Source organism: Streptosporangium sp. NPDC002544 (assembly GCF_040295965.1).
Classification (GTDB): Bacteria; Actinomycetota; Actinomycetes; order Streptosporangiales; family Streptosporangiaceae; genus Streptosporangium.
This window is the reverse complement of sequence record NZ_JBEOWJ010000004.1, coordinates 170,791-193,814: the sequence shown is the minus strand read 5'-3', so window position 1 is coordinate 193,814 and position 23,024 is coordinate 170,791. Positions and strand designations below refer to the sequence as shown.

Sequence of the window (23,024 nt, the reverse complement as noted above, 5' to 3'; positions counted from 1 at the left end):
TCACCGGCTCCACATCCCGATCCTCACCGGCACCCCGGATGAGGCGTGCAGTACGGGGGCGCCGTCCGGGGCGGTGAGCCCGCCCGCCTGGAGAAGGTCCTCCTCCAGGCGGATCAGCCGGGCGTGGCGCAGCGGCCAGTCCGGGTGCTCGATCTCGGCGTGGGCCGTCCGGCCCGCGACCGTGGTGAACAACCGGTAGCGGGCGGTCAGGAAGTGCGCCAACTCGTCACGCTCCGGCTCCGCGAGCGGCGGACCGACCTCCACGTCCGCGTCGCATCGCGCGCCCGCCGGCCCGGCCCGGCGGCGGCAGCGGTAACCGCGCCGCTCACCGTTCGCGCGGACGGACATGCCGGACCAGAAGTAGGGCAGCCGGTAGACGACCCGCGCGCCGAGCACGGCGAGCAGGCGCCCGGCGTCCAGCGACAGGAACCAGACGCCGTCGCGCCCCCGGTCATCTCGTACGTACGTGCGCACGTTGGTCTCGGGGAATCGCGACAGCCACGGCAGGGCCGGCGAGTGCGGCGCCCGTACGTCCTCCATCAGGAAGGTGGTGAGGCCGACCCAGGCGGCGCCGTCGAAGGTGTCCACCGTGAGTCCGGCCGGCAGCAGCCGCTGGATCTCGGCGGGTGGGTACCGCCAGTGCATGAAGGTCATCTCGGACCAGCGGTGGTACATGACCGGCCGGGCCACGCGCAGGGACGGCGGAGCCTGCATGGTCTGCTCCTTGTCGGGTGACGACGGTGCTCACGTGACGGCGGCGTCCGGGACGGTGAGGTTCCTGAGCCAGGTCTCGTCGCCCGTCATGTGCCGGTCTTCCCGGTTGAGACCCGCCCATGCGCTGCCGACCGAGGCGGGCTCACGGCGGGTGGGTTCCTCCGCCCCGGCATCCGCTCGCTTATCTTGGCCCTGGCGCCGCACACCTGCCTCACGCCATGACCGCAGGCGAGGAAGACTCGCCTCGACTCTCGACAGGGAACAACTCATGATCTTCATCGCCGTCAAGTTCACGGTCCGTCCCGAGCGGGCCGAGGAGTGGCTCTCGCTCGTCGACGACTTCACCCAGGCCACTCGCAGCGAGCCCGGGAACGTCTTCTTCGAATGGTCCAGGAGCGTCGAGGTGCCCGGCCAGTTCGTCCTGCTGGAGGCGTTCGCCTCGCCCGCGGCGGGCGAGGCGCACGTGAACTCGGAGCACTTCAGGACCGCCATGGCCTGGATGCCCGAGCTGATCACGAAGACACCGGAGATCATCAACGTCGAGGTGCCCGGCGAGGGCTGGTCGCAGATGGCGGAACTGTCACCGGCCCAGAGCTGACCAGAGATGATCACCGATCGTTGACGGCCTCCAGTCACCGAAACAGGTGCGGGTGGTCTGCCCGGCGAAGGCGGCCAGGCTGAGGGTGTCGGCGTACAGCGTGTCCTGATGACCGAGGAAACGGCACGCCTCAAAGAACGAACGGTCGCCCATCACCTTCACCGCGACGGCCTGCGTCGCGGTGATCTCCGGGTGGGAGGGCGGCGGTCCCGGCCGGCATCTGACGTCGGCCGAACAACGGACTCTGGGGCGGGTCACACAGGTGAACAGCTTCCGCGGACAAGACCATCTGCAAGTTAGAGAGGCTTGATGACGCTGTCAACAGCGGAAGTTCGGACCTATCCGCCCCATCTCCAACCGATATGGGCTGATTTCCCGTAAGATCCCGATCTTGTCATGACCTCAAAGATCGGGGGATCTGGGATGTTGACCCGTAGGGACACGTTCAGGCTGCTCGCGGGCGCCGCGGCGGCCGGAGCCGCCGCCACGCAGGCTCGTCCGGGATTCGCCGCGACCACGTCAGGCCAGACGATCGCCCCCGTCTGGACGGTCACCGGGAAGAGCGCCTCGGGGCTGGCGTCCTTCGACAGCACCCTGAAAAGTTTCATGCAGGCACGTGCCATCCCGCACGCGTCCCTGGCCGTGGTGCGCAAGGGCAAGCTGATGCTGGCCCGTGGCTACAACTGGACCGCGGACACCACGTTCCAGGCGGGCCCCACCTCGCTGTTCCGCGTCGCCAGCCTCAGCAAGCCGGTCACCGCGACCGCGGTGACGAAGCTCGTCCAGGACGGGAAACTGAGCCTGTCCGCCCGGGTGGCGCCACTGCTCGGCCTGAGCACCGCCGCCGACGCCCGGCTCGGCGCCGTCACCGTGCTCCACCTGCTGCAGCACCTGGGCGGCTGGGACAGCGCGATCTCCTCGGACCCGATGTTCCAGGACCGGGCCGTCGCGAAGCTGCTCGGAGTGTCCCTGCCCGTGAGCCAGGCCAACGTCATCGAGTGGTCGAGCAGGCGCCCGCTCGACCACGCCCCCGGAACGAGGTACGCCTACTCGAACTACGGCTACCTGCTGCTTGAGAAGATCATCGAAAAGGTCGGCGGCCTGTCGTACGCCGACTATGTACAGCAGAAGGTCCTCGGCGCCGTCAAGATCAAGCGGATGGCGCTCGGCAGATCCGCGAAGAGCCAGAGGCGGTCGACGGAGGCTCCGTACTTCTCCGGGAGGACCGGGGCGACGGTGCTCGACGCCTCCGGCACCGTGGTGCCCGCCCCTTACGGGAGCTTCAACATCGAGAACATGGCCGCGCACGGCGGCTGGCTCTCCTCCGCCGTCGACCTGGCGAAGTTCAGCACGATCTTCGACGGTGCGGGACCGCTCACCGCGGCGTCCATCGCCAGGACGTTCGCCAAGCCGTCCATCGGGGTCAACGCGGACGGCTGGTACTACGGTCTGGGCTGGCAGGTGCGCCCGGTCACCGGCGGCATCAACACCTGGCACACCGGGTCGCTGCCCGGCACCTCGACCCTCATGGTCCGCAGGTACGACGGGCTGAGCTGGGTGGTGCTGTTCGACCAGCGTGACGACCCCTCGGGCCTCGGCTACGGCGACATCGACTCCCTGCTGCACAAGGCCGCGAACGCGGTCACCACCTGGCCGACCACCAACCTGTTCTCCACCTACGGCCTCTGAGCCCTGTGCCGCCTCCCCGGGCGAGCCCGTATCCCAGGGAGGCGGCCCGCACCATGACGACCGCATGGCGTTCTGTGGATCTTCCCGTCCGTCGCGAGGCGTCCTTCGGTCGCGTCACCGGCCCGCCCGCTCGGTACGCCTAGTCCGGCAGGCGCCTGTTCCGTCCGCGCCGCCGGGAGAATCGCCATCCGGTGAAGGTGAGGCCGGCGCCCGTCACGGCCACCCCCGCGTAGATCCAGATCGGAATCGGCTGGCCGCCGCCGCTGCCGGAGGCGTCCGGTGCAGGAGTGGCGACGGCCGTCGAGGGCGGGGTCGCCGGGGCTGGGGTCGCCGTACCGAGAGCGGTGACGAGTTCCGCGGCGAGCGACTCCCCGCTCGGCAGGCCGTCCCCGGCACGCAACGCGGCATCACCCGGGCTGACCAGCAGGTTACCGGCACAGAGCGAGGTGTTCAGTGCCACCCCCGGATCGGCCGTGAGCAGGCCCGACTGGCCGGCGGCGGCGAACACCAGGTACCGCGACCCGGTGACGAAGTTGTATCCGCACGCGGCGCTGTCGGCGTTGGTGGCCACCTCGAACTCGGCGCTCGCCTTCCCCTTGTAGATCTGGTCGGCCCGGAAGGTGTAGACGACCGGCGGTGGGGGACCGAGCGGGTCTCCTTCGACCCGGCGGGCGGCCACCACCGTCCCGGTGAAGACGGCCGCCGCCCCCTTCACCTGCTCGGCCGGTTCGAGAAGAGCGCAGGAGCAGGCACATGCCGTACCGGGAGCGATCACGAGGATCCCGGTCAGCAGAAGCAGAACGACGAGTAGCCGATGTCTCATGCCCTCATGACGTACCCCTCCCCGCGATGGTTCGCCATGGGGTCATGTTTGGAAATTTCCCTGCTTCTGGGGAGACGGACCCGGCATCATGACGAAATGTCTTCTGACTCCCGGACCTCGCGTGACGTGAACGACCTGCGGCGGCCCCCGTACGACGCGGTGCTGTGCGATTTCGACGGAGTGCTGCGCCTGCACGACGGTGCCGAGCGGGCGCGGCTGGAGAGTGCCTTCGGGCTGGAGCCGGGGACGGTGGCCAGGGTCGCGCTCTCGCCCGAGCTGCTGGGACCCGCCGTACTCGGGAAGATCACCTGCGCGGAGTGGGAGGCGTCGATCGTCACGGCGCTCACCGCGCTGCCTCTCTCCGCCGATCACGCCCGGCAGCTCGGTGCGGCGTTCGTCAACACCGGGTTCCGGGTGGACGAGGTCGTCCGGGGGCTGCTGGAACGGGCACAGGCCAAGGTTCCCGTCGTGCTGGTCACGAACGCGACCACCCGGCTGGAGGACGACCTCGACCTACTCGGCCTGCGCTACGCCTTCGACGCCGTGGTCAGCAGCGCCCGGATCGGGGTGGCGAAGCCCGATCGGCGGATCTACGAGATCGCCGCCGAACACGCCGGTGTGCCGATGGACCGGTGCCTTTTCACCGACGACCGGCTGGAGAACGTCGAGGCCGCTCGGAAACTGGGGATGACGGCCGTGCACTTCCGGAGCCCCGACGATCTCCATAAGGCTCTTGCCCCGCTGCTCGACGGCGGCCACGGGCCGGTCTCCCCGTCGTAGTCGAGCGCCGCTACGGCTGCGTCAGCGCCTCGGTGGGCGACAGGCGGGAGGCGCGGATCGCCGGGTACAGACCGGCCAGCACGCCGATGACCAGCGTGGCGCCCATCCCGCCGAGCACCGCCCACGCCGGGATCACCACGGGCCACGACACCGAGGTGACGTATCCCGCCGTGACCGCCATACCCAGCAGCGCGCCCGCGATCCCGCCCAGCGCCGACAGCAGCAGCGACTCGGCGAGGAACTGGGTGCGGATCTGCCCCTTGGTCGCCCCCAGGGAGCGGCGCAGGCCGATCTCGCCGCGCCGTTCCAGCACCGAGATGACCATGGTGTTGGCCACCCCGACCCCGCCGACCAGCAGCGCCACCCCGCCCACGCCGAGCAGCAGCCCGGTGAAGGCCGCGTCGGCGGCCTGCTTGGCGGCCAGCGCGTCGGAGGGACGCGACACGTCGACCTCGTTGGGGGCCTCCGGGTTGGCGGTGGCGCCGAGCACCTGAGCCACCGCCTCCACCTCCGCGTCCCGCGAGCGGGTGTAGACGACGGTCGGGCGGCCGTCGAAGCCCAGCCTGGACTCGGCCACCGGCCAGCCGACCAGTGCCGCGGTGTCCAGTTCGGGCGCCAGCGGCGCCGGGGCCAGGATGCCGACAACGGTGAACCACACCCCGCCGACCATTACCTGGGTGTCGGGCCCCGCGTGGCCGATCCCGAGGCGTTGCGCGGTGACCGCGCCCAGCACCGTCGCCGGATAGGAGGCGGTGGCGGCGTTGAGCCAGGTACCGCTACGGATCTCGGCCCCGACGGTGGCGGGCAGCCCGGTCCGCGTGGCGTAGGTCGCGATCCCGTTCGTCTCCGCCTTGGGGATCTTTCCGGTGCGGTAGACGTCGGCGTCGGCCACCCGCCCGATGGCCGAGACCGACTCCACCGGAGCGATCCTGCCCACCATCGCCTCGGCTTCGGCCGGCAGCCTGGCCTGCTCGCCGGTCATCGTCGTGCCGGGCGAGACGGTCAGCAGGTTGGTGCCCAGCTCGGACAGGGTGCGGTCCAGATCGGCACGTGAGGAGGAGGAGATGCCGACCACGGCGACCATCGCGGAGATGCCGATGGCGATCCCCAGCGCGGACAGGAACGCCCGCATCGGCCGGGTGCGCAGGCCCACCACGCCCACCTTGAGCACATCGCGCGGCCACATCCTGGCCGGTCGCAGCGCCGGTCGCGGTGTCGACCGCAGCATCTCGGCGGTCATCGGCCCACCTCCGAGACCGCGGCCTCGGGCCGCGCGCTGTCGAAGGTCACGCGGCCGTCGCGCATCCGCACCCGGCGGGGCAGTGACTCGGCGATCTCCCGGTCGTGCGTGATGATCACCACGGTGGTGCCTCCCGCGTGCAGGCCGCGCATCAGCTCCATCACCCCGGCCCCCGAGGCGGAGTCGAGGTTGCCGGTCGGCTCGTCGGCCAGCAGGAGCGGAGGGTCGCCCGCCACCGCCCGCGCCACCGCGACGCGCTGGCGCTCGCCACCGGACAGCTCGTGCGGCTCATGGTCCATCCGGTGGCCCAGCCCGACCCGCTCCAGCGCCGACGCCGCCCTGCGCCGCCGCTCGCTCGGCCGCAGGCCGGAGTAGAGCAGCCCATCGGCCACGTTGTCCAGCGCCGTGACGCGCGCGGCGAGGTGGAACTGCTGGAAGACGAAGCCGATCCGGGTGGCCCGCAGTGCCGACAACCCGGCGTCACCGAGCCTGCCCACCTCGTAGCCGTCGATGCGCACGCTGCCCGTGGTGGGTCGGTCCAGGGTGCCGAGCACGTTGAGCATGGTGGACTTGCCCGAGCCCGAGGGACCCACGATGGCGACGAGCTCGCCGGCGCCGATGTCCAGTGAGACGCCGGCCAGCGCGGTGACGCCGCCGGGATAGACCTTCGTCACGTCGCTCAGCGAGATCACTTCGGCATCCCCACCACGGCTCCCTCGGTGATCCCGTCACCGGAGATCTCCACCTGGCCGGCCGCGAACAGGCCCGTCGTGACCGGGACGTAGGAGGACGTCGAGCCGTTGACGACCTCGACGCCGAAGCCGCCCTCCCGCAGCGCCAGCAGCGCGGCGACCGGGACGGTCAGCACGTCCTTGCGCCTGCCCGCGGTGAAGGTGACATCGACCGAGGCCATGGCGTAGGCGGCGGCCGCCTTCTGCGCCTTCCCACCGCGCAGCTCGACGACCACCTCCACGCTGGTCGTGGGGCTCTGCCCCTGGCCGCCCGGCTTGATCACGGTGGACACCTCCTTGACGCGGCCGCCGATGGTGGTGTCGTCGGGGAGCGTGACGGTGACCTTGCCGCCCTTTTTGGCCAGTCGCTGCTCGGAGGCGCCGAGCTCGACGGTGACGGCCTTGGCCGTGCCGGAATAGGTCAGCACCTTGCGTCCCGGGCCTGTCGGGTCGCCCTCTCCCGCCTGGAGACTGTCGACGCGGATCGCGCCGGGGGCGAACATCACCCGGCCGAGTTCGACCTCGCCGCTCTCCTCCAGCCCCCGGTCCTCCTGCCACTGCCTGACGGCCTCGGCGGTGGAGTAGGTGTACTCGTCGTCGACCGTGAAGCCGGTGTAGCCCAGCGCCTTCAGACTCCTCTCCAGTTGCTTGACGTCGGGGCCCTCGTCGCCGATCCGCATCGTCCGGTAGGCGGGCAGCGTGCCGTACATCAGCACGACCGGCCTGTCGTCCACCTGGTACAGCGCTCTGCCACGGGTGACACGGTCGCCGGTGCCCGGCAGGTGGGTGAGGGTGCCGGGCAACCGGTTGGTGGCGGTGCTGGTGGTGCCGTAGCCGAGCGCGCCGTCGGCGGTGTGCGTGTCGGTGAGCGTCTGCCTGGTCACCGGGACGGTCTTGGGCGGCAGCCGAGTGGCGGGGGCGTCGGCCGCGGTGCCGTCGCCCATGCCCAGCACGCCGGCGGCGGCCGCGCCGCCCACGGCCATGGCGGCGATCGCCAGGACGATCTTTCCCCCGCGGCGCGCGCGGCGTCGTGGGCGGGTCTCCTCGGCGGTCACTGCGGGCCGCCGGCCGTCATGATGTCCTGGCACTTCTGCTGGGCGGCGGGGAAGTCGGGGTCCTCACCGATCTCGGGGGTGATCATGATGCCGCGCTGGCCCGGCTTGGGATCGGGGAAGCTCTCCAGGCCGTTCTCGCGCATGCAGGCCGCGTAGGCGCGGCCTCGCTCCTCCGCCTTGGGGTCGGCGGCCCTGGACCTGTCGCCCTGCGGGTTGAACTCCTGACATGCCTGCATGGCCTTGTCCACCGTGGCCCTGTCGACGCCGCTGTTCTTGTCGAACTTGAGCTGGATGCGGCCACCCTCCGGGTCCTCCATGGGCACGCCGTTCTCCCGCATGCACTGGGCGAACCTCACGCCCTTCTCCTCCTGGCTCAGGGTCGGGGCGGCGCTGCCGCCCGCCTGCTTGGCCCCGCCGTCAGCCGAGGCCACCGTGCCGGTTTCGGGCGCGGCACCGCATCCGGTCACGGTCAGGGCCAGTAGCAGTGCCGCCAGCGCGTGGTGCGTCCGCAGTCGCATGGTGTCGTCTCCTCAAGTCGCGGCCGGAGCGTTTCCGGCCCTTCGGGAGGTGATGCAAGCGGGTGCGGTGTTTCCCCGGCGTTTCCAGGAACGATCGCTAACGTGGAGGAAACACCGGGGCGGCCACCATGGAGGCATGCGAGTTCTGGTGGTGGAGGACGAGCCGTTGCTCGCCGAGGCGATCGCGGAGTGGCTGCGCGAGGAGACCCACGCGGTCGACGTCGCCCTCGACGGAGCGGCGGCGCTGGAGCGAGCGGGCGTCAACGACTACGACGTGGTCGTGCTGGACAGGGACCTGCCGGCCGTACACGGCGACGAGGTCTGCCGGGAACTGGTCGAGGCGGGGACCGGCGCGCGGGTGCTGATGCTGACCGCGGCCGCCGAGATCACCGACCGGGTCGAGGGCCTGTCGCTGGGCGCCGACGACTACCTCAGCAAGCCGTTCGCCTTCCCCGAACTGGCCGCCCGCGTGCTGGCGCTCGGGCGCCGGTGCCGCCCCGCCACGCCGCCGGTGCTGCGCCGCGCGGGCATCACCCTGGACCCCGCACGCCGCGAGGTGTTCCGCGACAGCCGCTACGTGCCGCTGGCCAAGAAGGAGTTCGCCGTGCTGGCCGAGCTGCTGCGCGCCGACGGCGCGGTGGTTCCCGCCGAGTACCTGCTGGAGAAGGCGTGGGACGAGTACGCCGACCCGTTCACCGGTGCCGTCAGGCTCACCATCCTCAAGCTGCGCCGCAAGCTCGCCGACCCCCCGGTCATCGAGACCGTCACCGGAGTGGGGTATCGCATCCCGTGAGGTCCCGGACACTGCTGCCGCGCCGCATCACGCTGCGGGCCCGGCTGACCCTGATCTACGGCGGGCTGTTCCTGGTGGCCGGGATCGTGCTGCTCGGTGCCACCTACACACTCTTCAGCCAGCAGCTCACCTCCAGGACGAAGGTCATCACCATCGGACGCTCGACGCCCGCCACCGACGTCATGTACGGCCCGCCGTCGGCCACCCGGCTCGACGCGGAGCAGGCGGAGCAGTGGATGAGGCAGCAGCAGAGCACCCTGCACGAGGCCGCCACCACCTCGATGCTCACTCTGGGCGGTATCGCGCTGGTGGTCGTCGGCGGTGCCGCGGCGGGTTTCGGCTGGCTGGTCACCGGCCGGGTCCTGGCACCCCTGCACCAGGTGACCGAGACCGCCAGGCGGATCGCCGCGGCCCCCGCCGCCGACCGGGGACTGCACGAGCGGATCGCCCTGCGCGGACCCGACGACGAGGTCAAGGATCTGGCCGACACCTTCGACGTCATGGTCGAGCGGCTGGACCGCTCCTTCGACGGGCAGCGGCGCTTCGTCGCCAACGCCTCCCACGAGCTGCGCACCCCGCTCACCCTGGGCCGGGCGCTGGTCGAGCTGGCCATGCACCGCAAGTCGGCCTCCGAGGACGTCAAGCAGCTTGGCGAGAACCTGCTGGAGATCAACACCAGGCACGAGCGGCTCATCGTCGGGCTGCTGCTGCTGGCCGGATCGGAGAACGAGATCACCGAGCGGCTTCCCGTCGATCTGGCCGATGTGCTCAGCCATGTCGTGGCGCAGTGCGCGCCCGAGGCCGGGCAGGCCGGGATCGAGATCACCGAGCACGCCGGGGAGGCGCTCACGCTGGGGGATGCCCTGCTGCTTGAGCGGATGGTGCACAACCTGGTGGAGAACGGAGTGCGGCACAACGCCAAGGAGGGCGGTTGGGTACGGGCGACCAGCCGTGTCAGAGCCGACGGCAGGGCCGAGGTCGAGGTGAGCAACAGCGGGCCGGCGGTGCCGCCGTACGAGCTTCCCGCGCTGTTCGAGCCGTTCCGGCGGCTGGGCGCCGAGCGCATGGTCACCGCCAAGGGTGCGGGGCTGGGCCTGTCCATCGTGCGCTCGGTGGCCCGCGCGCACGGGGGTGAGGTCGCCGCCCGCCCGCGGGCCGGTGGCGGCCTGGTGGTGACCGTCACCCTGCCGGGGCAGTGAGCACCTCATCGCGGACGGGTCTCATGACATGTCGTCGGTGACAGCGTGCCTTTCTTTTTCAATGATCGGCTCGATATCGAGGTCGTAGTTGCAGAGGATGATCCCGGTCCAGTCAATGTCGAGGTAGATGGACCAATTGGTCCCTCCGCCCCCGATGCCGCCGCCATGCCCGATCATCCGCTGGCCATTGAAGATGGGAGTAAGCACCCCGTACCCCTGAAATGCCTCCTGGCGGGCAGAATCAACGGGGCTGCTTTTCGACCGAGGGGGCACCGGGATCCTCCCGCCCAGGTACAGCTCGGTGTAGGCGCGGTCGAGCAGCCTGCCACCTTGCAACGCGAGTGCGAAGCGGACCAGGTCCGGCGCCGTGGAGAACCCGCTTCCGCCCCCGGAGCCGATGAACGCGCGCGCCGCGTTACTCCCCGGCGCGCCGCCCAGGACGGCGCCCTTGTCCAGGTTGCGGACGGCGTCGACGCGGGTGCCGTCGGACTGGTACATGTACGGATGGGCGATGCGCTTGTCGCTCAGCCATTCCGGCCTGGTGTAGTAGGCGGAGCGGGTCATCCCGGCCGGGACGAAGATGTGGTCGTGGACGTAGTCCCAGAAGGTCTTCCCGGATACCTTCGCCACGATCTCGCCGAGAACCTCCATGCCCATGCTGCTGTAGGTGTGCCTGGTGCCGGGGGCGAACTCCAGCTTCTGCTCGCGCATCGCCTTCCGGAGGTCGGCCATCCGCTCTTCGGCGCTGTTGGAGATCTTCCCGTTCGGCGCGCCGTCCCCGGGACGGGTGGGATCGCCCATGCCTGCGGTGTGGGTGAGCAGGTGGTGCACGGTGACGGTGTCGGCGATCTCATCGGGGAAGCCGTCCAGATACGTGCCGAGCTTCTCGTGAAACTTGATCTTGCGCTCCTGGGCGAGCTGGACGATCGCCAGAGCGGTGAACGGCTTGGAGGCGGAGGCGAGATTGTAGATGGTGTCGATCTGGTTGGGGATCTTCCTTTCCCTGTCGGCCATCCCGTAGGACCGGGCCAGTACGGTACGACCACGGTGGGCCAGCAGGATGGTTCCGGAGAACTTGTCCTCGGCCGCCAGTTGTGCGACGAACCGGTCGTACGCACCGCCGGGCCGCACATCCTTCGGTATCCGGCCAGGCCGGGACGGGCTTGCGTAGGCCTTCCCGGGCACCGCCAACACCCCACCGGTGGCGAGGGAGGCGGCACCCAGCAAACCAAGCGTGGAACGCCGAGACGGTCGGGCCCCAGTCATACGCATGATCTCCTTCCAAGACCGGACGGAACGTGTGAACCCCAGCCGAGGTCACTTGCCGGCACGGCCTGCGAATCCGTACACGTCCCGCCATGTCGTCTGTCGTTGTCGCCGGAGCAGCCCCGGCCGTACAGGAGGAGAGGTAACTCGATCAGTTGTTTCCTCGGCGTTGGCCGTTCGCCGATTCTCCGGGGCCGCCGGTGTCTGCCCCGCCCTGCCGCAGGGGAGCGTCACCGGGCGAGCGCCGTTTCCTCGGGTGCCGGGATCCGGTCCGGCGTGCGACTCACCGGCCACCCCTCGGCGCGCGCGAGTTCCGCGTATCGGGCGGCGTTGCGCACCGCGGCGCCGCCAGGATCGTTGTTGAAGTACACATGGACATCGCAGCGCTCGTCCCATTCCCGGCCCAGGCGGCGCAGCCAGGAACGGAGCGCGCCGTCGCCGTACGCGGGCCAAGGGTGTGCTCGGCCCTCGTGGAAGCGCAGGTAGGCCCAGTCGGTGGTCCGCCACAGGGGTGTCTGCGGGCGGCCGAGCCGGTCGGCCCAGCACAGGGCCGCACCGTGGGCTGACAGCACCTCGCGGACGGAATCGCTCCACCATGACACGTGCCGGAACTCGACGGTGACCCGCACATGGGCGGGAAAGCAGCGAAGGCACGCGGCGAGCCTGCCGGGATCGGCCGGCAACGTCGGCGGAAGCTGCAGGAGGATCGGCCCGAGCTTGGCTCCCAACCCCTCGGCCGCCGCCAGCAGGCGCTCGACGGGCTCCTCGGGATCCTTCAGCCGTCTGACATGGGTGAGGAAGCGGCTCGCCTTGATCGCCATGACGAACGTGTCCGGGGTGCGGTCCCGCCACTTCTCGAACGTCTCGCGCGCCGGCAGCCGGTAGAAGGTGTTGTTGTTCTCGGTCGTCTCGAAGCACTCGGCATACCGCTCCAGCCACAGCCGCTGGGGCAGGCCGGGCGGGTAGAGCCCCCCGCGCCAGTCGGCATACTGCCAGCCAGACGTCCCCACCAGCATCATGACAGCTCAGCCCCGTCGATTCCGGCCCTCCACCAGCAGAACCTGCCCGCCACCGCGGCCCCCACACGGGCCGCCGCCCACCTTCTCCGCCGGCGATCCCCTCAGCGTCCTCCGTCACTCTCTCCGTAGGCTTGCTCGACCCGCGCCACAGGTTCCCCTGATCCGCTCATGACGCGAAGGTCTCGTCGATCCGCACGAACGTCTTCGAGGCCAGGAACGGCTTGATGTGCTCGGTGAGTCCTGGGAGTCGAAGGTCATCGTGACCATCAGGTGCGCGTTGCCGGAGGTCAGGCCGACGTCGATGGAGACCTTCGCGCTCAGCAGCCCGGGAATGCGGGAAATCGCCATGGCCGACCGGTGGGAGCGCGGTCCTTCAGGCCGTGGTCCGGCGCGCGATGAGCGTTTCGACACCGTCGAGAAGGAGGTCGAGGCCGAAGGTGAAGTCGTCGTCGCCGACCCATTCGGCGGCGTCTCCGAAGGCATTGGCGTGGATCGCGGCGAACAGTTCGGGATACCCCTCCGGGTCGATGACCTCGGCGAGGACCTCGCTGTACTCCGCCATTCCCGCGACCCCGGCGTCACCACCGACCTCCCGCTCGCTGCTCATCCCGTGCACGAACGTAGCCTCGCTGAGGGCGTACCCGCCGAGGGTGCTCGCGATGTTGACCCTCTCGCCCGCGTCCAACCCCGTGTCGGCGAGTGCGGCCAGCGCCCGGTCGAGCCAGCGTAGGCTCCGCGGACCCATGGGCGGGGTGAGGCGGGCGACGAGCAGCATCCACGGCCTGGCGAGGAAGAAGTCACGGTTGGCGCGGGTCCATGTCACGAGGTAGTCCCGCCACGGCAGCCCGCCGAGTTCGGGGGGGTCGGGGACCGCGGCGTCGGCCATGGCCGTCAGCAACTCCTCCTTGCTGCCGACATAGCGATACAGGGACATCGTCGCCACCCCCACGCGGGAGGCGACGCTGCTCATCCGGACGCCCGGCAACCCCTCGGTGTCGGCGATCTCGATCGCGGCGGCGATGATCCTGGCCGCGTCGAGGCTCGGTCGCGGCCCGTGGCGTGACACGGTCTCACGCCCCCACATCCGCGCCACGACGGGGGGCAGCACACGCTCCTCTGCCATGACGCCTCCGTTCCTCCCCGCCCGGTTGCCCGCTGCGATCCGAATTCGATGATCCGTTGGTAACGTGACCCAAGTTTAGAACCACGCACTCTGTACAACATATGCTGTACCTCACACGTAGATTAGTCACGCAAGCGGACCCCGACATCGATCAACCTCCGCGGGCGTAGCGGTTCAGCGCGACGGCGCCGCCCACGACCCGCCGGCACAAGAACGATCACCACGGGCGGCGGCCTGCCCCGCTTGGGGCCTTGATGATCCGCCTCTGATCGTCCCGGAGCCGTTTCCCGAGTGGGAAGACGGGTGCCGTGCTAGCGTCACGCTCCGTGCTGGAGAACGTGTACGTGGGTAGTGCGGACGTGGATGCGGCCGATGACCGCGGTTGGCTGCTCGGACATTTCAAGCCGACCGATGACGTCCGGCACAGCGGTGATGTCGAGATCAAATGGGGCGTCCATCCGCGTGGCGACGAGCGTGCGCAATGGGTCACCGGCGAGAAGCGTACGGCGCTGCTCATGTTGATCAGCGGCCGTTTCCGGGTGGAACTGCCAGGACGTAGCGTGCTGTTGGCCAAGCGAGGTGACTACGTCGTGTGGGGTCATGGTGTCGATCACTCCTGGTACGCGGAGGAGGAATCGGTGGTGCTCACCGTCCGCTGGCCGTCCGTTCAGGGTTACGCGGTCCCCGACCGGGAAATCGGATAGCCGATCAGACCGGAGCGGCGTGGCCGACGGCGAATGGAGACGGCCACCCGCGCCGTGTTCACATCATTTCGAGAGGCTTTTTCTCTTCAAGGTCAGAGACCGACACCCCGAAGTGGACTTCGCCGAGACGCTGCCGCTGCCGACCGAAGAGCAGCGGCGCCGGCTGGACGGGGCACTGGCGATCGAGCGTGGCGAGCATCCCCGACGGGCGTGCCCACTGCCGTGACCGATCCCCGTCCGGGCGGACGGTGGGGAAAACCGGTGGCCGGTCCGCCTCGGCGGGTGCCAGGATGCGGCCATGATCGATCCTCGGCTGACCGGCCGGGTGGCACTGGTCACCGGCGCGAACCAGGGCATCGGCGCGGCGACCGCCATCGCGCTGGCCGCGTGCGGAGCGGCGGTGCTGCTCACCTACAAACGACTGGACCCGGCCGAGCACGTCGACGATCCGGCCTTCCCCGACGCCTACGGCAGGCTGCGGGCACAGAGCGCCGACGAGGTCGTGGCCCGGATCCGGGCCGACGGCGGCCGGGCCGAGGCCATCGAGGCCGACCTGGCAGAGCCGGACGTCGCAAGCCTGCTGTTCGACCGGGCACAGGCGGCCTTCGGGCCGGTGGAGATCCTGATCAACAACGCCAGTGGCTGGCTGGCCGACACCTTCCTGCCCAACGCGCGCGACCGCTTCGGGCGCGCGCTGCGCCCCGTCGACGCCGACTCCCATGACCGGCAGTTCGCGGTGGACGTGCGCGCCCCTGCCCTGCTGATCGCCGAGTTCGCCCGCCGCCACGTAGGCCGCGGCGCCACCTGGGGCCGGATCATCGGTCTCACCTCCGGAAGCTCCGGCGGCTTCCCCGAGGAGGTCTCGTACGGCGCGGCCAAGGCGGCCCAGGAGAACTACACGATGTCCGCCGCCGCCGAACTCGGTCGCCACGGCGTCACCGCGAACATGGTCCACCCACCCGCCACCGACACCGGCTGGATCACCCCGGTCGTCGAGGAGGCGGTCCGCGCGAACAGCCCGCTGCGGCACGTCGGCCGGCCGGAGGAGGTCGCCGAGGTCATCGTCTTCCTGGCCTCGCACCAGGCCCGTTACATCACCGGGCAGCTCATCCACATGTCCTGAGCGCGCCCTCACCGGTCAGCCCTCTCGCGGTCGGGTCCGGCCGACTCCCGCGGGTCGCCGGTGACAGGCTCCGGACATCACCCGGTTCGACGTCGGTGGCGGGTACATCGATGCCCTCCATGCGATCGGCGGAGATCCACCAAAGTGTTGATCTTCGGCAGTGCGGCGTCTGCGCGACCGGTTTGCAGGTAACCGGGCGGCGGTGCGGCCCCCGGTGCGGAGTACGGCGCGCTAGTAGTCGGCACTGCTTGGTGGTGGTCCGAGAGCTGAGACGGTTGGGGTTGGGCGTTGGGCACCGCGAGCTCGCGGTGCCCAACGTCTACCCCTGAGACGGCGGTCTTCGTGCCGTCCGCCCACCGCTTACCCCGTTATCAGGCGGCGACGGGCTCGGTGGCCTCGGCGTCGTCGGCCATCGCGGGGACGGAATTCTTCGGGCCGCGCAGGGCGATGTAGACGAACAGAGCGCCCATGACGGCGACACCGGCCCACATGGCCTGCTGCCAGCCGTCGACGAAGGACTGCTGGGCGGCGTGAACCAGGTTCTGCGCGTGCGAGCCGGTGCTGCCGGCCACCTCAACGGCGTTGGCGATGCCTTCCCGGGCCGTGTTCGCGGCCTCCGGAGGGATGCCGTGCAGCCTGTCGTCGATGGCGCTGCGGTAGCCGGCGGATAGGAGCGCGCCGAGCAGGGCGACGCCGAGGGCGGTGCCGAATTCGCGGGTGACGTCGTTGAGGGCGGAGGCGACGCCCTGCTTCTCGCGCGACAGGGAGCCGGTGATGGCCTCGGTGGAGGGGGTCATCGACAGGCCCATGCCGATGCCCATGGCGAGCATGCCGGGCAGGATGGTCAGGTAGCCCCCGTCGGCGGAGACGAAGAGGGCCATGAGAGCCAGTCCGACGCCGGCCAGCGCGATGCCCGCGGCCATGGTCGAGCGGGAGCCGATGCGTGCGGCCAGCTTGGGGGCCAGGCCGGAGGTCGTCATCATCATCACGGCCATGGGCATCTGCGCCAGCGTGGACAGCAGCCCCGACCAGCCGAGCACGGCCTGGAAGAACGGGAAGAGGACCACGGCGATGCCCGCCTGGACGCCGAAGACCACCAGCAGCGTGATCGAGCCGCCGGCCAGGCCACGCTCACGGAACAGCCGCACGTCCAGCAGCGATGCGTCCCGGCGGTGCAGTTGCCAGGCCACGAAGCCGAGGGCGGCGATGAGACCGACAGCGAGACTGATCAGAGTCACGGGCGCGGTCCAGCCACGCTCGGGCCCCTCCTGCAGGACGAAGATGAGTCCAACCACGGCGACGGTCGATACCAGCGCGCCGATGGTGTCGAAGCCGTGGCCGGACCTCTCGCGGGAGTTGGGGACCGACTTCATCGTCATGGCCAGGGCCACGATGATCAGGACGACGGGCAGCACGAACAGCGAGCGCCAGTCGGCGACGTCGACGAGGAGCGCGGAAAGGAACATGCCCAGGATGCCGCCGCCTCCCGCGACGCCGGTCCACACGCCGATCGCCGTGCCACGTTTCTCCTCGGGGAAGGTGGAGGTGATGACGGCGAGGGTGATGGGCATGATCATCGCGGCGCCGATACCGCCGGCCACCCGCGCGGCCAGCATCACCTCGGCCGTCGGAGCCAGGCCCGCCGCGACGCCGGCGACGCCGAAGACACCCAGCCCGGCGATCAGCATGGGCTTGCGGCCCAGGCGGTCACCGATCGCGCCGAGCGGCAGCAGCAGCGCGGCCAGGGCCAGGGTGTAGATGTTGATGATCCACAAAATGGTGTTCTGCGAGGCGCCGAACTCGACGGCCATGTGCGTCTGGGCGACGTTCAGCCCGGACACCGACGCGATGACGGCCATCAGCGCGATGGAGACGGTAATCAGAATGGTGCGCAGCTGACGTGCATCCGGTGCGCCTCCGCCGCTTCCGTCAGCGGCCGCCACCTGTGGAGGCTGGTTCGTACTCATGGATTCCTCTCAAAATGGGCATGCAGCGTCAGCGCCGGAGCAGGTCCGGTCGCCGAAGTGGATGGAGTAGGGGTCCGGCCACCTCGCGCGGCTGAGCGCGGGTGCGCGGTGGGCCGGTAGGAGCCCTAACGTCAGGTGGTGGTGCCGGTCTGGGCGGCGGCGAGGGCCACGTCGGTGTCGGCGGTGGCCAGGAGGGCGTTGATGTGGGAGCCGGCCAGAGCGCCCGCCGCGGCGGAGGCGCCCACCTGGGCGGTCAGGTCGGTGGCGTTGCCGGCCACCCACACGCCCGGCACCTCGGTGGTGCCGGCCATGCCGGAGGCGAAGCGGCGGCCCATGTCGCCGGGCAGGTCCTCCATCGGCAGCTTCAGGCCGTCCAGGCCCTCGGTGCGGGCCTGCATCTGCGTGGCGAGCGCGAGGACGCGGCGGGCCACGACCGTGCCATCGGTCAGGCGCACGCCCGCGATGCCGCCGTCCTCGCTCGTCATGACTTCCTGCACCGGGGTGTCGATGATGCGGATATTGCGGGCGGCGAAGCGTGCTCGGGTGTCGTCGTCGAGATCGGTGCCGTGGGTGAAGTAGATGAGGTCGTCGGTCAGCTGGCGGAACAGCAGCGCGTGGTGGATCGAGGCGGGACCGGTGGCGAGGATGCCGATCGGTTCGTCGCGTACCTCCCAGCCGTGGCAGTACGGGCAGTGCACCACAGCGTGCCCCCAGTGCTCGGCGAGGCCGGGCACGTCCGGCAGCACGTCCCGCAGGCCGGTGGCCACCAGCACGCGGCGCGCCGTCACCGTGCCGCCGTCGGTCAGGCTGACCATGAAACGCAGATCACCGTCGACGGCCGGGGCGGCCGGTTCGGCAGAGGTCACCTCTCCGAAGACGACCCTGCCGCCGTACTGGCGCACCTGCTCCCGGCCCCGCTTGAGCAGCTCGGTGGGCGGCGTGCCGTCCAGCACGATGAAGCCGTGCATGGCCTTGGCAGGCGCGTTGCGGGGCGTCCCGCTGTCGATCACGACGACCGAACGGCGGGAGCGGGCCAGCATCAGGGCACCGTTCAAGCCCGCGGCGCCGCCGCCGATCACCACAACGTCCACGGTCTCACCGGGCAGTGCGTCGCTCGCGTACGCGGAAGTCCGCACAGACATGTCGCGCCCTTTCATCGTGCGTGGCCCAACCGTTCCGGGCCTTCTGCACACGACGTTAAACCCACCTTGCATCATGGGCATATGATGTTGCCCATGACGCAAGAAATTGGCGACCTGGACAGCCTCGTACGCAAACGCATCCGCGCCCTGCGGGTCGCGCAGGGCTGGTCCCTGGAAGAACTGGCCACCCGCGCCAACCTCAGCCAGTCCTCACTGAGCCGCATCGAGAACGGTCAGCGCCGCCTCGCCCTGGACCAGCTCGTCACCCTCGCCCGCGCCCTGGACACCACCCTCGACCAGCTCGTCGAGACCGCCGCCGACGACGTCGTCACCAGCCCGATGATCGACGGCGCCCACGGCCTGATGCGCTGGCCCGTCAAGGGCGACCCCGGCATGAGCGTCGTACGCCAGCGCATGACCGAGCCGCCGCCCGACAACCCCTCCCGCATGCGTGCCCACCCCGGCCGGGAATGGCTGGTCGTACTCTCCGGCACCGCGATCCTCATGCTGGGACATCGCCGCTTCCGCATCGAGACCAACCAGGCCGCCGAATTTCCCACCATGATGCCGCACGCCATCGGCGCCGAAGGCGGACCGTGTGAGATCCTGGGCATCTTCGACCGCGACGCCCGCCGCGGCCACCAGCGCGACACCGGCAACGGCGACTGCGACACCCCTGACATCTGCGAATGACGGCAACGCGCACCCTCGGTACGGGTGCGCCTTGCGCGTCGGGCACCATCACGCGCCGATATCTTGCGCATCCCGGGAGCCATCGTGCCGGGTAAGCAAACCCGCCTTACGGTGACGGCATGACCCACGCACACCCGCACGCCCCCCACCACTCCGCCCAGCACGGCCACCACCAGCAGGACGACGCCGGCCAGGCGGAGATCCTCGACCTGGACGCGGAAGTCCTCGGCGAGCACATCGCATCCATCACCGCATGGCTGCCCCTGAAGACCAGCCCGCGCCATATCGTGGACCTGGGCTCCGGCACCGGAGCGGGCACCTTCGCCCTCCTCGACCGCTTCCCCGAGGCACACGTCACAGCCGTCGACGCCTCGCCCGGACACCTGCAGCGCCTGCGGAAGAAGGCATGCGCCCAGGATGCGGATGACCGCGTGCGCACCGTGCAGGCCGACCTCGACGCCGCCGACTGGCCCGACCTCGGCACGCCGGACCTGGTCTGGGCCTCGGCCTCGATGCACCACATGGCCGACCCTGGCCGCGCACTGCGCAACGTCCACGACATGCTCGCGCCCGGCGGCCTGTTCGCCGTCGTCGAGCTGGCCGGATTCCCCCGCTTCCTGCCCGAGAACGCCCCGGAGGACCGGCCCGGCCTGGAAGACCGCTGCCACGCTGCGACCGAGCACTTCCACGCCGAACACGTGCCCCACCGCGGCGCCGACTGGGGGCCGATGCTGATCGCCGCCGGGTTCACCCTCGAAGGCGAGCGCACCATCGCCGTGAACATCGAAGGCTCCCACAGCGAGGCCATCGGCCGCTACGCACTCAGCAGTCTGCTACGCATCCGCGATGCCGCCGCACAAGCGCTTCCGGCCGCAGATCTCGCCGCGCTCGACCGGCTGCTCGACACGGACAGCCCGCACAGCATCCTGCACCGCGACGACCTCTCGGTACGCACCGAACGCACCGTCTGGGCCGCACGCCTCAGCTGATCTGCAATCTCCACGCAGGTTGCCCGCCAGGCAGCATCAGCACCCAACTCCTTGCCTTATACGCAACACATGATGCCTGCAAGGCATGAGCCTTGTAGGTTGGGTGTTGAGCCCGCGCAGCCTCTCTGCGCAGACACCGTCGCGAACCATCCACCTCGGCGCGCTCGCGACGGAGGAAAGGAGCACTTCGATGACTGCACTACGGTCCCCCTCTGGTCGGCAGGCCACAGCCGGCACCAGCACCGCAGACGGCGTTCCCGCCGAATACCAGGCGTGGCGCAAGGACCGGTGGGAAGAGGTCGCCGGCCCGAACGGCAAGGCCAAGGTCATCACCAGCGGCAAGATCACTGACCGTGACACCCACACCCTCCCCGGCGTCCCTGGGAAGTGGAGCACCGATGAAGCCGGCGCACTGACCGTGACGGCCACGGCCGCGGACGGCGTGACGATCGACGGCACGACGGTCGATGGAACAGCGCAAGTACCCTCGGGCTGCTCACTGCGATTCCCCGACGATCGCGTCGGCTTCGCCGGTGGTGCCGACGGCTTCTACGGCCTGGTGGTCATGGACAACGGGGCCGTCGAGCGCTCCGGTCTCAGCGGTATCGACACCTTCCCCTACGACTCCTCGTGGGTGTTCGAAGGCCAGTACCGGGCAGTTCCCGAGGGCCGCCGCATCGAGGTGCGGCGGCTGACCGTCCCGCGCAGCACCGAGGCCATGCTGGCCCCGGTCGACCTGGCCGTGACCATCAACGGCACCGAATACGTACTGGCTGTCCTCCAGGAACAGCCCGGCCAGCGCCTGGTGGTGTTCACCGACGAGACCAACGGCAACGAGACACCCGAGATCGGCCGCTGGCTCTCGCTGCCCCTGCTCGAGCCCGGCAGCACTCTGCCGGTCGACTTCAACCAGGCAACCCTTTCCTACCACCACCTGAACCCGGCCGTCTTCGTCTGCCCCCTCTCACCGCCCGGCAACCACCTGCCCATGCGCGTCGAGGCCGGCGAACGCTCCCTGATCCACGACAGGACAGACCAGAACCGACCCCCCACCATCGTCGGCAACCCGCACGTACAGAAAGAAGCAACACCATGAGCCAGACCCTCAAGGACAAGGCCGTCACCTACCTCCGCGCCCTGGAGACGGCTGACTGGGACACCGCCCGCGCCATGTGCGCCGACACCGCGACCGTCTGGCACAACGACGGCAAGGGCGAGGAGACCATCGAAGCGAACATCGAGGGGATGAAGGGGAAGATCCACACCATGGAATCGATGCGCTACGACATCACCCGCCAACTCTCCCAGTCCGGCGAAGTCCTCCAGCAGCACGTCGTGCACGTGGCCGCCAAGAACGGCATGCGCGGCGAGGTGCACGCCGCGGTGTACTTCCGCTTCGACGACGCCGGCCTGATCACCCGCATCGAGGAATACGCGAACTTCATCCCCGCCGGCCAGGACAGCTGAGGCCGCAACGGACTCGCTGCAGCCGTCACGACGGCGCGGAAGCCGATGCGCCGTTCGCTCCCCATCCAGGCAGAACGGCGCATGGCTCCGCGGCCTACCCGCGGAGGAGCCGAGGAGTTCGCTTGCCCTTGGTCAAGACAGCGGCTCATATCTACCGCAGGTTGACGCGGCAGTAGCCGTAAAGCCCTGCGACCGATAGCAGGACACCGGCTCGGATTCCGGTAACCCGCACGCCCCGCTGCCATGAACTGCGGAAGGCGTGCGGGTTCACCCGTTTCTCACCCGAAACACCGCGAACACCCGCGCTTCCCAGCGGGGCGGGCAGAAGATCCGCGAAGAGGAGGCGGGCAAGAACCGGGGGACGCCGGGCTTGTGTTCACCGCCAAGTCGGGGCGGCCGATCGAGCCGCGTAACCTCGCCCGGATCGTGGCGGCGAACAAACTGCGGCCGATCCACGTTCACGACCTGCGCCCCCGCGTCGCCGCTCAAGAAGCCGGGGGTCGCGCCACGTGACGCAATGGAGATCCTCGGCACAGCCGGATCCCGGTCACGATGGAGATCTACACGCACGAAGACGACGAGAGCCGCCAAGACGCCCTCAAGAAGGTCAACGGACTGTTCGAGTGAGGCCGTTGCAGCAAAAAACCCCGAAGCTTGATCGCTTCGGGGTGTTCATCGAGGTGGGGCTACCAGGACTTGAACCTGGGACCTCTTCCTTATCAGGGAAGCGCTCTAACCGTCTGAGCTATAGCCCCTCAGCGCGCACGAACGGCCCCGCACCCGCTTCGCGGAGGCGAACCCGTCCGTTCGAACTGGGAAAAGCTTACCCTGTTCCGGCACCTGCTTGCGCCATGTCCCCGACCGCGGAAGGACGGGGACACGACTCAAGATCGGTTACTCGGCCTCGCTGAAAGTGACCTCCACGCCTCCGACCAGGTCGGAGGCGACGTTGTAGATCACCGCACCGAGAGTGGAGAGTGCGGTGATCAGCACGACGTTCACCGCGCCGATCAGGGCGGTGTAGCCCAGGATGCGGACCGGCTCGAACCAGGAGGCGACGTCGACGCCACTGGTGGCCTTGCCGTCGGCGGTCGTCAGCTGGTTGACCGTCTGGATGATGTTGTCGAACACCCCCAGCCCCGACAGCACCATGTACAGCACCGCGACCGCGATGAACAGCACCACGAAGCAGACCAGTGACACCACGAAGCTGAACTTCATGGCCGACCACGGCTCGACCCTGCGCAGCACCAGGTGCGCCTTACGGGGCGACCTGGGAGCGGGGATGTCCGAGGGCTTCCTGCCAGGCGCGTCCAGCGGCGGTTGGGGCGACGACAGGCTCCCGGGCGACCAGGGCTGCTGCCCCGCCGGTGGACGGTTCTGCTGCCCCG

At 69.8% G+C, this 23,024-nt stretch carries 25 protein-coding genes and 1 tRNA gene; 11 read left to right on the top strand and 15 right to left on the bottom strand.

What is annotated here, in order from left to right; translation table 11 throughout:
• Complete coding sequence (locus ABT061_RS07560) at positions 1-714, bottom strand: YqjF family protein (protein ID WP_350913792.1); 714 nt, start codon at positions 712-714, stop codon at positions 1-3.
• A gap of 268 nt (positions 715-982) precedes the next feature.
• Between ABT061_RS07560 and ABT061_RS07555 the strand changes: the two genes are divergently transcribed.
• Positions 983-1,312, top strand: a complete 330-nt coding sequence (locus ABT061_RS07555; RefSeq protein WP_350913790.1) for a putative quinol monooxygenase — start codon at positions 983-985, stop codon at positions 1,310-1,312.
• Here ABT061_RS07555 and ABT061_RS07550 read toward each other — a convergent pair.
• Positions 1,295-1,570, bottom strand: coding sequence for a pectinesterase family protein (locus ABT061_RS07550; RefSeq protein ID WP_350913788.1), 276 nt, complete (start codon positions 1,568-1,570; stop codon positions 1,295-1,297). The two genes, ABT061_RS07555 and ABT061_RS07550, sit on opposite strands and share 18 nt — an antisense overlap.
• Positions 1,571-1,735: 165 nt before the next feature.
• Between ABT061_RS07550 and ABT061_RS07545 the strand changes: the two genes are divergently transcribed.
• Positions 1,736-3,001, top strand: coding sequence for a serine hydrolase domain-containing protein (locus ABT061_RS07545; RefSeq protein WP_350913786.1), 1,266 nt, complete (start codon positions 1,736-1,738; stop codon positions 2,999-3,001).
• 139 nt (positions 3,002-3,140) lie between these two features.
• Here ABT061_RS07545 and ABT061_RS07540 read toward each other — a convergent pair whose 3' ends face one another.
• Positions 3,141-3,824, bottom strand: coding sequence for a hypothetical protein (locus ABT061_RS07540; protein ID WP_350913784.1), 684 nt, complete (start codon positions 3,822-3,824; stop codon positions 3,141-3,143).
• 96 nt (positions 3,825-3,920) lie between these two features.
• Between ABT061_RS07540 and ABT061_RS07535 the strand changes: the two genes are divergently transcribed.
• Positions 3,921-4,604 (top strand): HAD-IA family hydrolase, encoded by a 684-nt coding sequence (locus tag ABT061_RS07535; RefSeq protein WP_350913782.1) that lies wholly within the window; start codon positions 3,921-3,923, stop codon positions 4,602-4,604.
• A gap of 10 nt (positions 4,605-4,614) precedes the next feature.
• Here the strand turns inward: ABT061_RS07535 and ABT061_RS07530 are convergent, their stop codons facing one another.
• Genes ABT061_RS07530 through ABT061_RS07515 form a run of 4 tightly spaced genes read right to left on the bottom strand, consistent with a single transcriptional unit; the run spans position 4,615 to position 8,148 of the window.
• Positions 4,615-5,844, bottom strand: coding sequence for an ABC transporter permease (locus tag ABT061_RS07530; RefSeq protein ID WP_350913780.1), 1,230 nt, complete (start codon positions 5,842-5,844; stop codon positions 4,615-4,617).
• Positions 5,841-6,536 (bottom strand): ABC transporter ATP-binding protein, encoded by a 696-nt coding sequence (locus ABT061_RS07525; protein WP_350913777.1) that lies wholly within the window; start codon positions 6,534-6,536, stop codon positions 5,841-5,843. The genes ABT061_RS07530 and ABT061_RS07525 overlap by 4 nt, the downstream gene beginning before the upstream one ends.
• Positions 6,533-7,630: a peptidoglycan-binding protein gene (locus ABT061_RS07520; RefSeq protein WP_350913775.1), complete on the bottom strand. Its 1,098-nt coding sequence runs from the start codon at positions 7,628-7,630 to the stop codon at positions 6,533-6,535. Before ABT061_RS07520 ends, ABT061_RS07525 begins: the two co-directional genes overlap by 4 nt.
• Positions 7,627-8,148, bottom strand: a complete 522-nt coding sequence (locus ABT061_RS07515) for a hypothetical protein (RefSeq protein ID WP_350913774.1) — start codon at positions 8,146-8,148, stop codon at positions 7,627-7,629. Before ABT061_RS07515 ends, ABT061_RS07520 begins: the two co-directional genes overlap by 4 nt.
• A 136-nt stretch (positions 8,149-8,284) precedes the next feature.
• Here ABT061_RS07515 and ABT061_RS07510 point away from each other — a divergent pair, with 136 nt between their 5' ends.
• Entirely contained in the window at positions 8,285-8,941 is a 657-nt protein-coding gene (locus ABT061_RS07510; protein ID WP_350913772.1) for a response regulator transcription factor, read from the top strand.
• Positions 8,938-10,140, top strand: a complete 1,203-nt coding sequence (locus ABT061_RS07505) for a sensor histidine kinase (RefSeq protein ID WP_350913770.1) — start codon at positions 8,938-8,940, stop codon at positions 10,138-10,140. Before ABT061_RS07510 ends, ABT061_RS07505 begins: the two co-directional genes overlap by 4 nt.
• A gap of 21 nt (positions 10,141-10,161) precedes the next feature.
• On the opposite strand, the gene ABT061_RS07500 is transcribed toward ABT061_RS07505, so the two are convergent.
• The 3 genes from ABT061_RS07500 to ABT061_RS07490 all read right to left on the bottom strand — a co-directional run bounded on the left by ABT061_RS07500 (position 10,162) and on the right by ABT061_RS07490 (position 13,548).
• Positions 10,162-11,406 (bottom strand): serine hydrolase domain-containing protein, encoded by a 1,245-nt coding sequence (locus ABT061_RS07500; protein ID WP_350913768.1) that lies wholly within the window; start codon positions 11,404-11,406, stop codon positions 10,162-10,164.
• Positions 11,407-11,636: 230 nt separating this feature from the next.
• Complete coding sequence (locus ABT061_RS07495) at positions 11,637-12,422, bottom strand: DUF72 domain-containing protein (protein ID WP_350914213.1); 786 nt, start codon at positions 12,420-12,422, stop codon at positions 11,637-11,639.
• 376 nt (positions 12,423-12,798) lie between these two features.
• Positions 12,799-13,548, bottom strand: coding sequence for a TetR/AcrR family transcriptional regulator C-terminal domain-containing protein (locus ABT061_RS07490; protein WP_350913766.1), 750 nt, complete (start codon positions 13,546-13,548; stop codon positions 12,799-12,801).
• Positions 13,549-13,874: 326 nt separating this feature from the next.
• On the opposite strand from ABT061_RS07490, the gene ABT061_RS07485 reads away from it, so the two are divergent.
• Positions 13,875-14,252, top strand: coding sequence for a cupin domain-containing protein (locus ABT061_RS07485; RefSeq protein WP_350913764.1), 378 nt, complete (start codon positions 13,875-13,877; stop codon positions 14,250-14,252).
• A 58-nt stretch (positions 14,253-14,310) separates the two neighbouring features.
• Here ABT061_RS07485 and ABT061_RS07480 read toward each other — a convergent pair whose 3' ends face one another.
• Complete coding sequence (locus ABT061_RS07480; protein ID WP_350913762.1) at positions 14,311-14,451, bottom strand: hypothetical protein; 141 nt, start codon at positions 14,449-14,451, stop codon at positions 14,311-14,313.
• A gap of 99 nt (positions 14,452-14,550) precedes the next feature.
• Here ABT061_RS07480 and ABT061_RS07475 point away from each other — a divergent pair, with 99 nt between their 5' ends.
• The gene (locus ABT061_RS07475) at positions 14,551-15,375 is read left to right on the top strand and encodes an SDR family NAD(P)-dependent oxidoreductase (protein WP_350913759.1); all 825 of its coding nucleotides are present in this window, start codon (positions 14,551-14,553) and stop codon (positions 15,373-15,375) included.
• A gap of 371 nt (positions 15,376-15,746) precedes the next feature.
• On the opposite strand, the gene ABT061_RS07470 is transcribed toward ABT061_RS07475, so the two are convergent.
• Positions 15,747-17,234, bottom strand: coding sequence for an MFS transporter (locus tag ABT061_RS07470; RefSeq protein ID WP_350913757.1), 1,488 nt, complete (start codon positions 17,232-17,234; stop codon positions 15,747-15,749).
• A 239-nt stretch (positions 17,235-17,473) separates the two neighbouring features.
• Complete coding sequence (locus tag ABT061_RS07465; RefSeq protein ID WP_350913755.1) at positions 17,474-18,484, bottom strand: NAD(P)/FAD-dependent oxidoreductase; 1,011 nt, start codon at positions 18,482-18,484, stop codon at positions 17,474-17,476.
• Positions 18,485-18,577: 93 nt separating this feature from the next.
• On the opposite strand from ABT061_RS07465, the gene ABT061_RS07460 reads away from it, so the two are divergent.
• From ABT061_RS07460 to ABT061_RS07445, 4 genes are all read left to right on the top strand, one after another.
• The gene (locus tag ABT061_RS07460; protein ID WP_350913753.1) at positions 18,578-19,177 is read left to right on the top strand and encodes a helix-turn-helix domain-containing protein; all 600 of its coding nucleotides are present in this window, start codon (positions 18,578-18,580) and stop codon (positions 19,175-19,177) included.
• A gap of 119 nt (positions 19,178-19,296) precedes the next feature.
• Complete coding sequence (locus ABT061_RS07455; RefSeq protein WP_350913751.1) at positions 19,297-20,166, top strand: class I SAM-dependent methyltransferase; 870 nt, start codon at positions 19,297-19,299, stop codon at positions 20,164-20,166.
• A gap of 190 nt (positions 20,167-20,356) precedes the next feature.
• Positions 20,357-21,262 (top strand): DUF1684 domain-containing protein, encoded by a 906-nt coding sequence (locus ABT061_RS07450; protein ID WP_350913749.1) that lies wholly within the window; start codon positions 20,357-20,359, stop codon positions 21,260-21,262.
• Positions 21,259-21,633, top strand: coding sequence for a nuclear transport factor 2 family protein (locus ABT061_RS07445; protein WP_350913747.1), 375 nt, complete (start codon positions 21,259-21,261; stop codon positions 21,631-21,633). The genes ABT061_RS07450 and ABT061_RS07445 overlap by 4 nt, the downstream gene beginning before the upstream one ends.
• A gap of 681 nt (positions 21,634-22,314) precedes the next feature.
• Here ABT061_RS07445 and ABT061_RS07440 read toward each other — a convergent pair.
• A tRNA-Ile gene (locus ABT061_RS07440) sits at positions 22,315-22,388 on the bottom strand.
• Positions 22,389-22,527: 139 nt separating this feature from the next.
• On the bottom strand, positions 22,528-22,884 hold the full coding sequence (locus ABT061_RS48350; RefSeq protein ID WP_399531219.1) for a DUF3566 domain-containing protein: 357 nt from the start codon (positions 22,882-22,884) through the stop codon (positions 22,528-22,530).
• Positions 22,885-23,024: the final 140 nt, after the last annotated feature.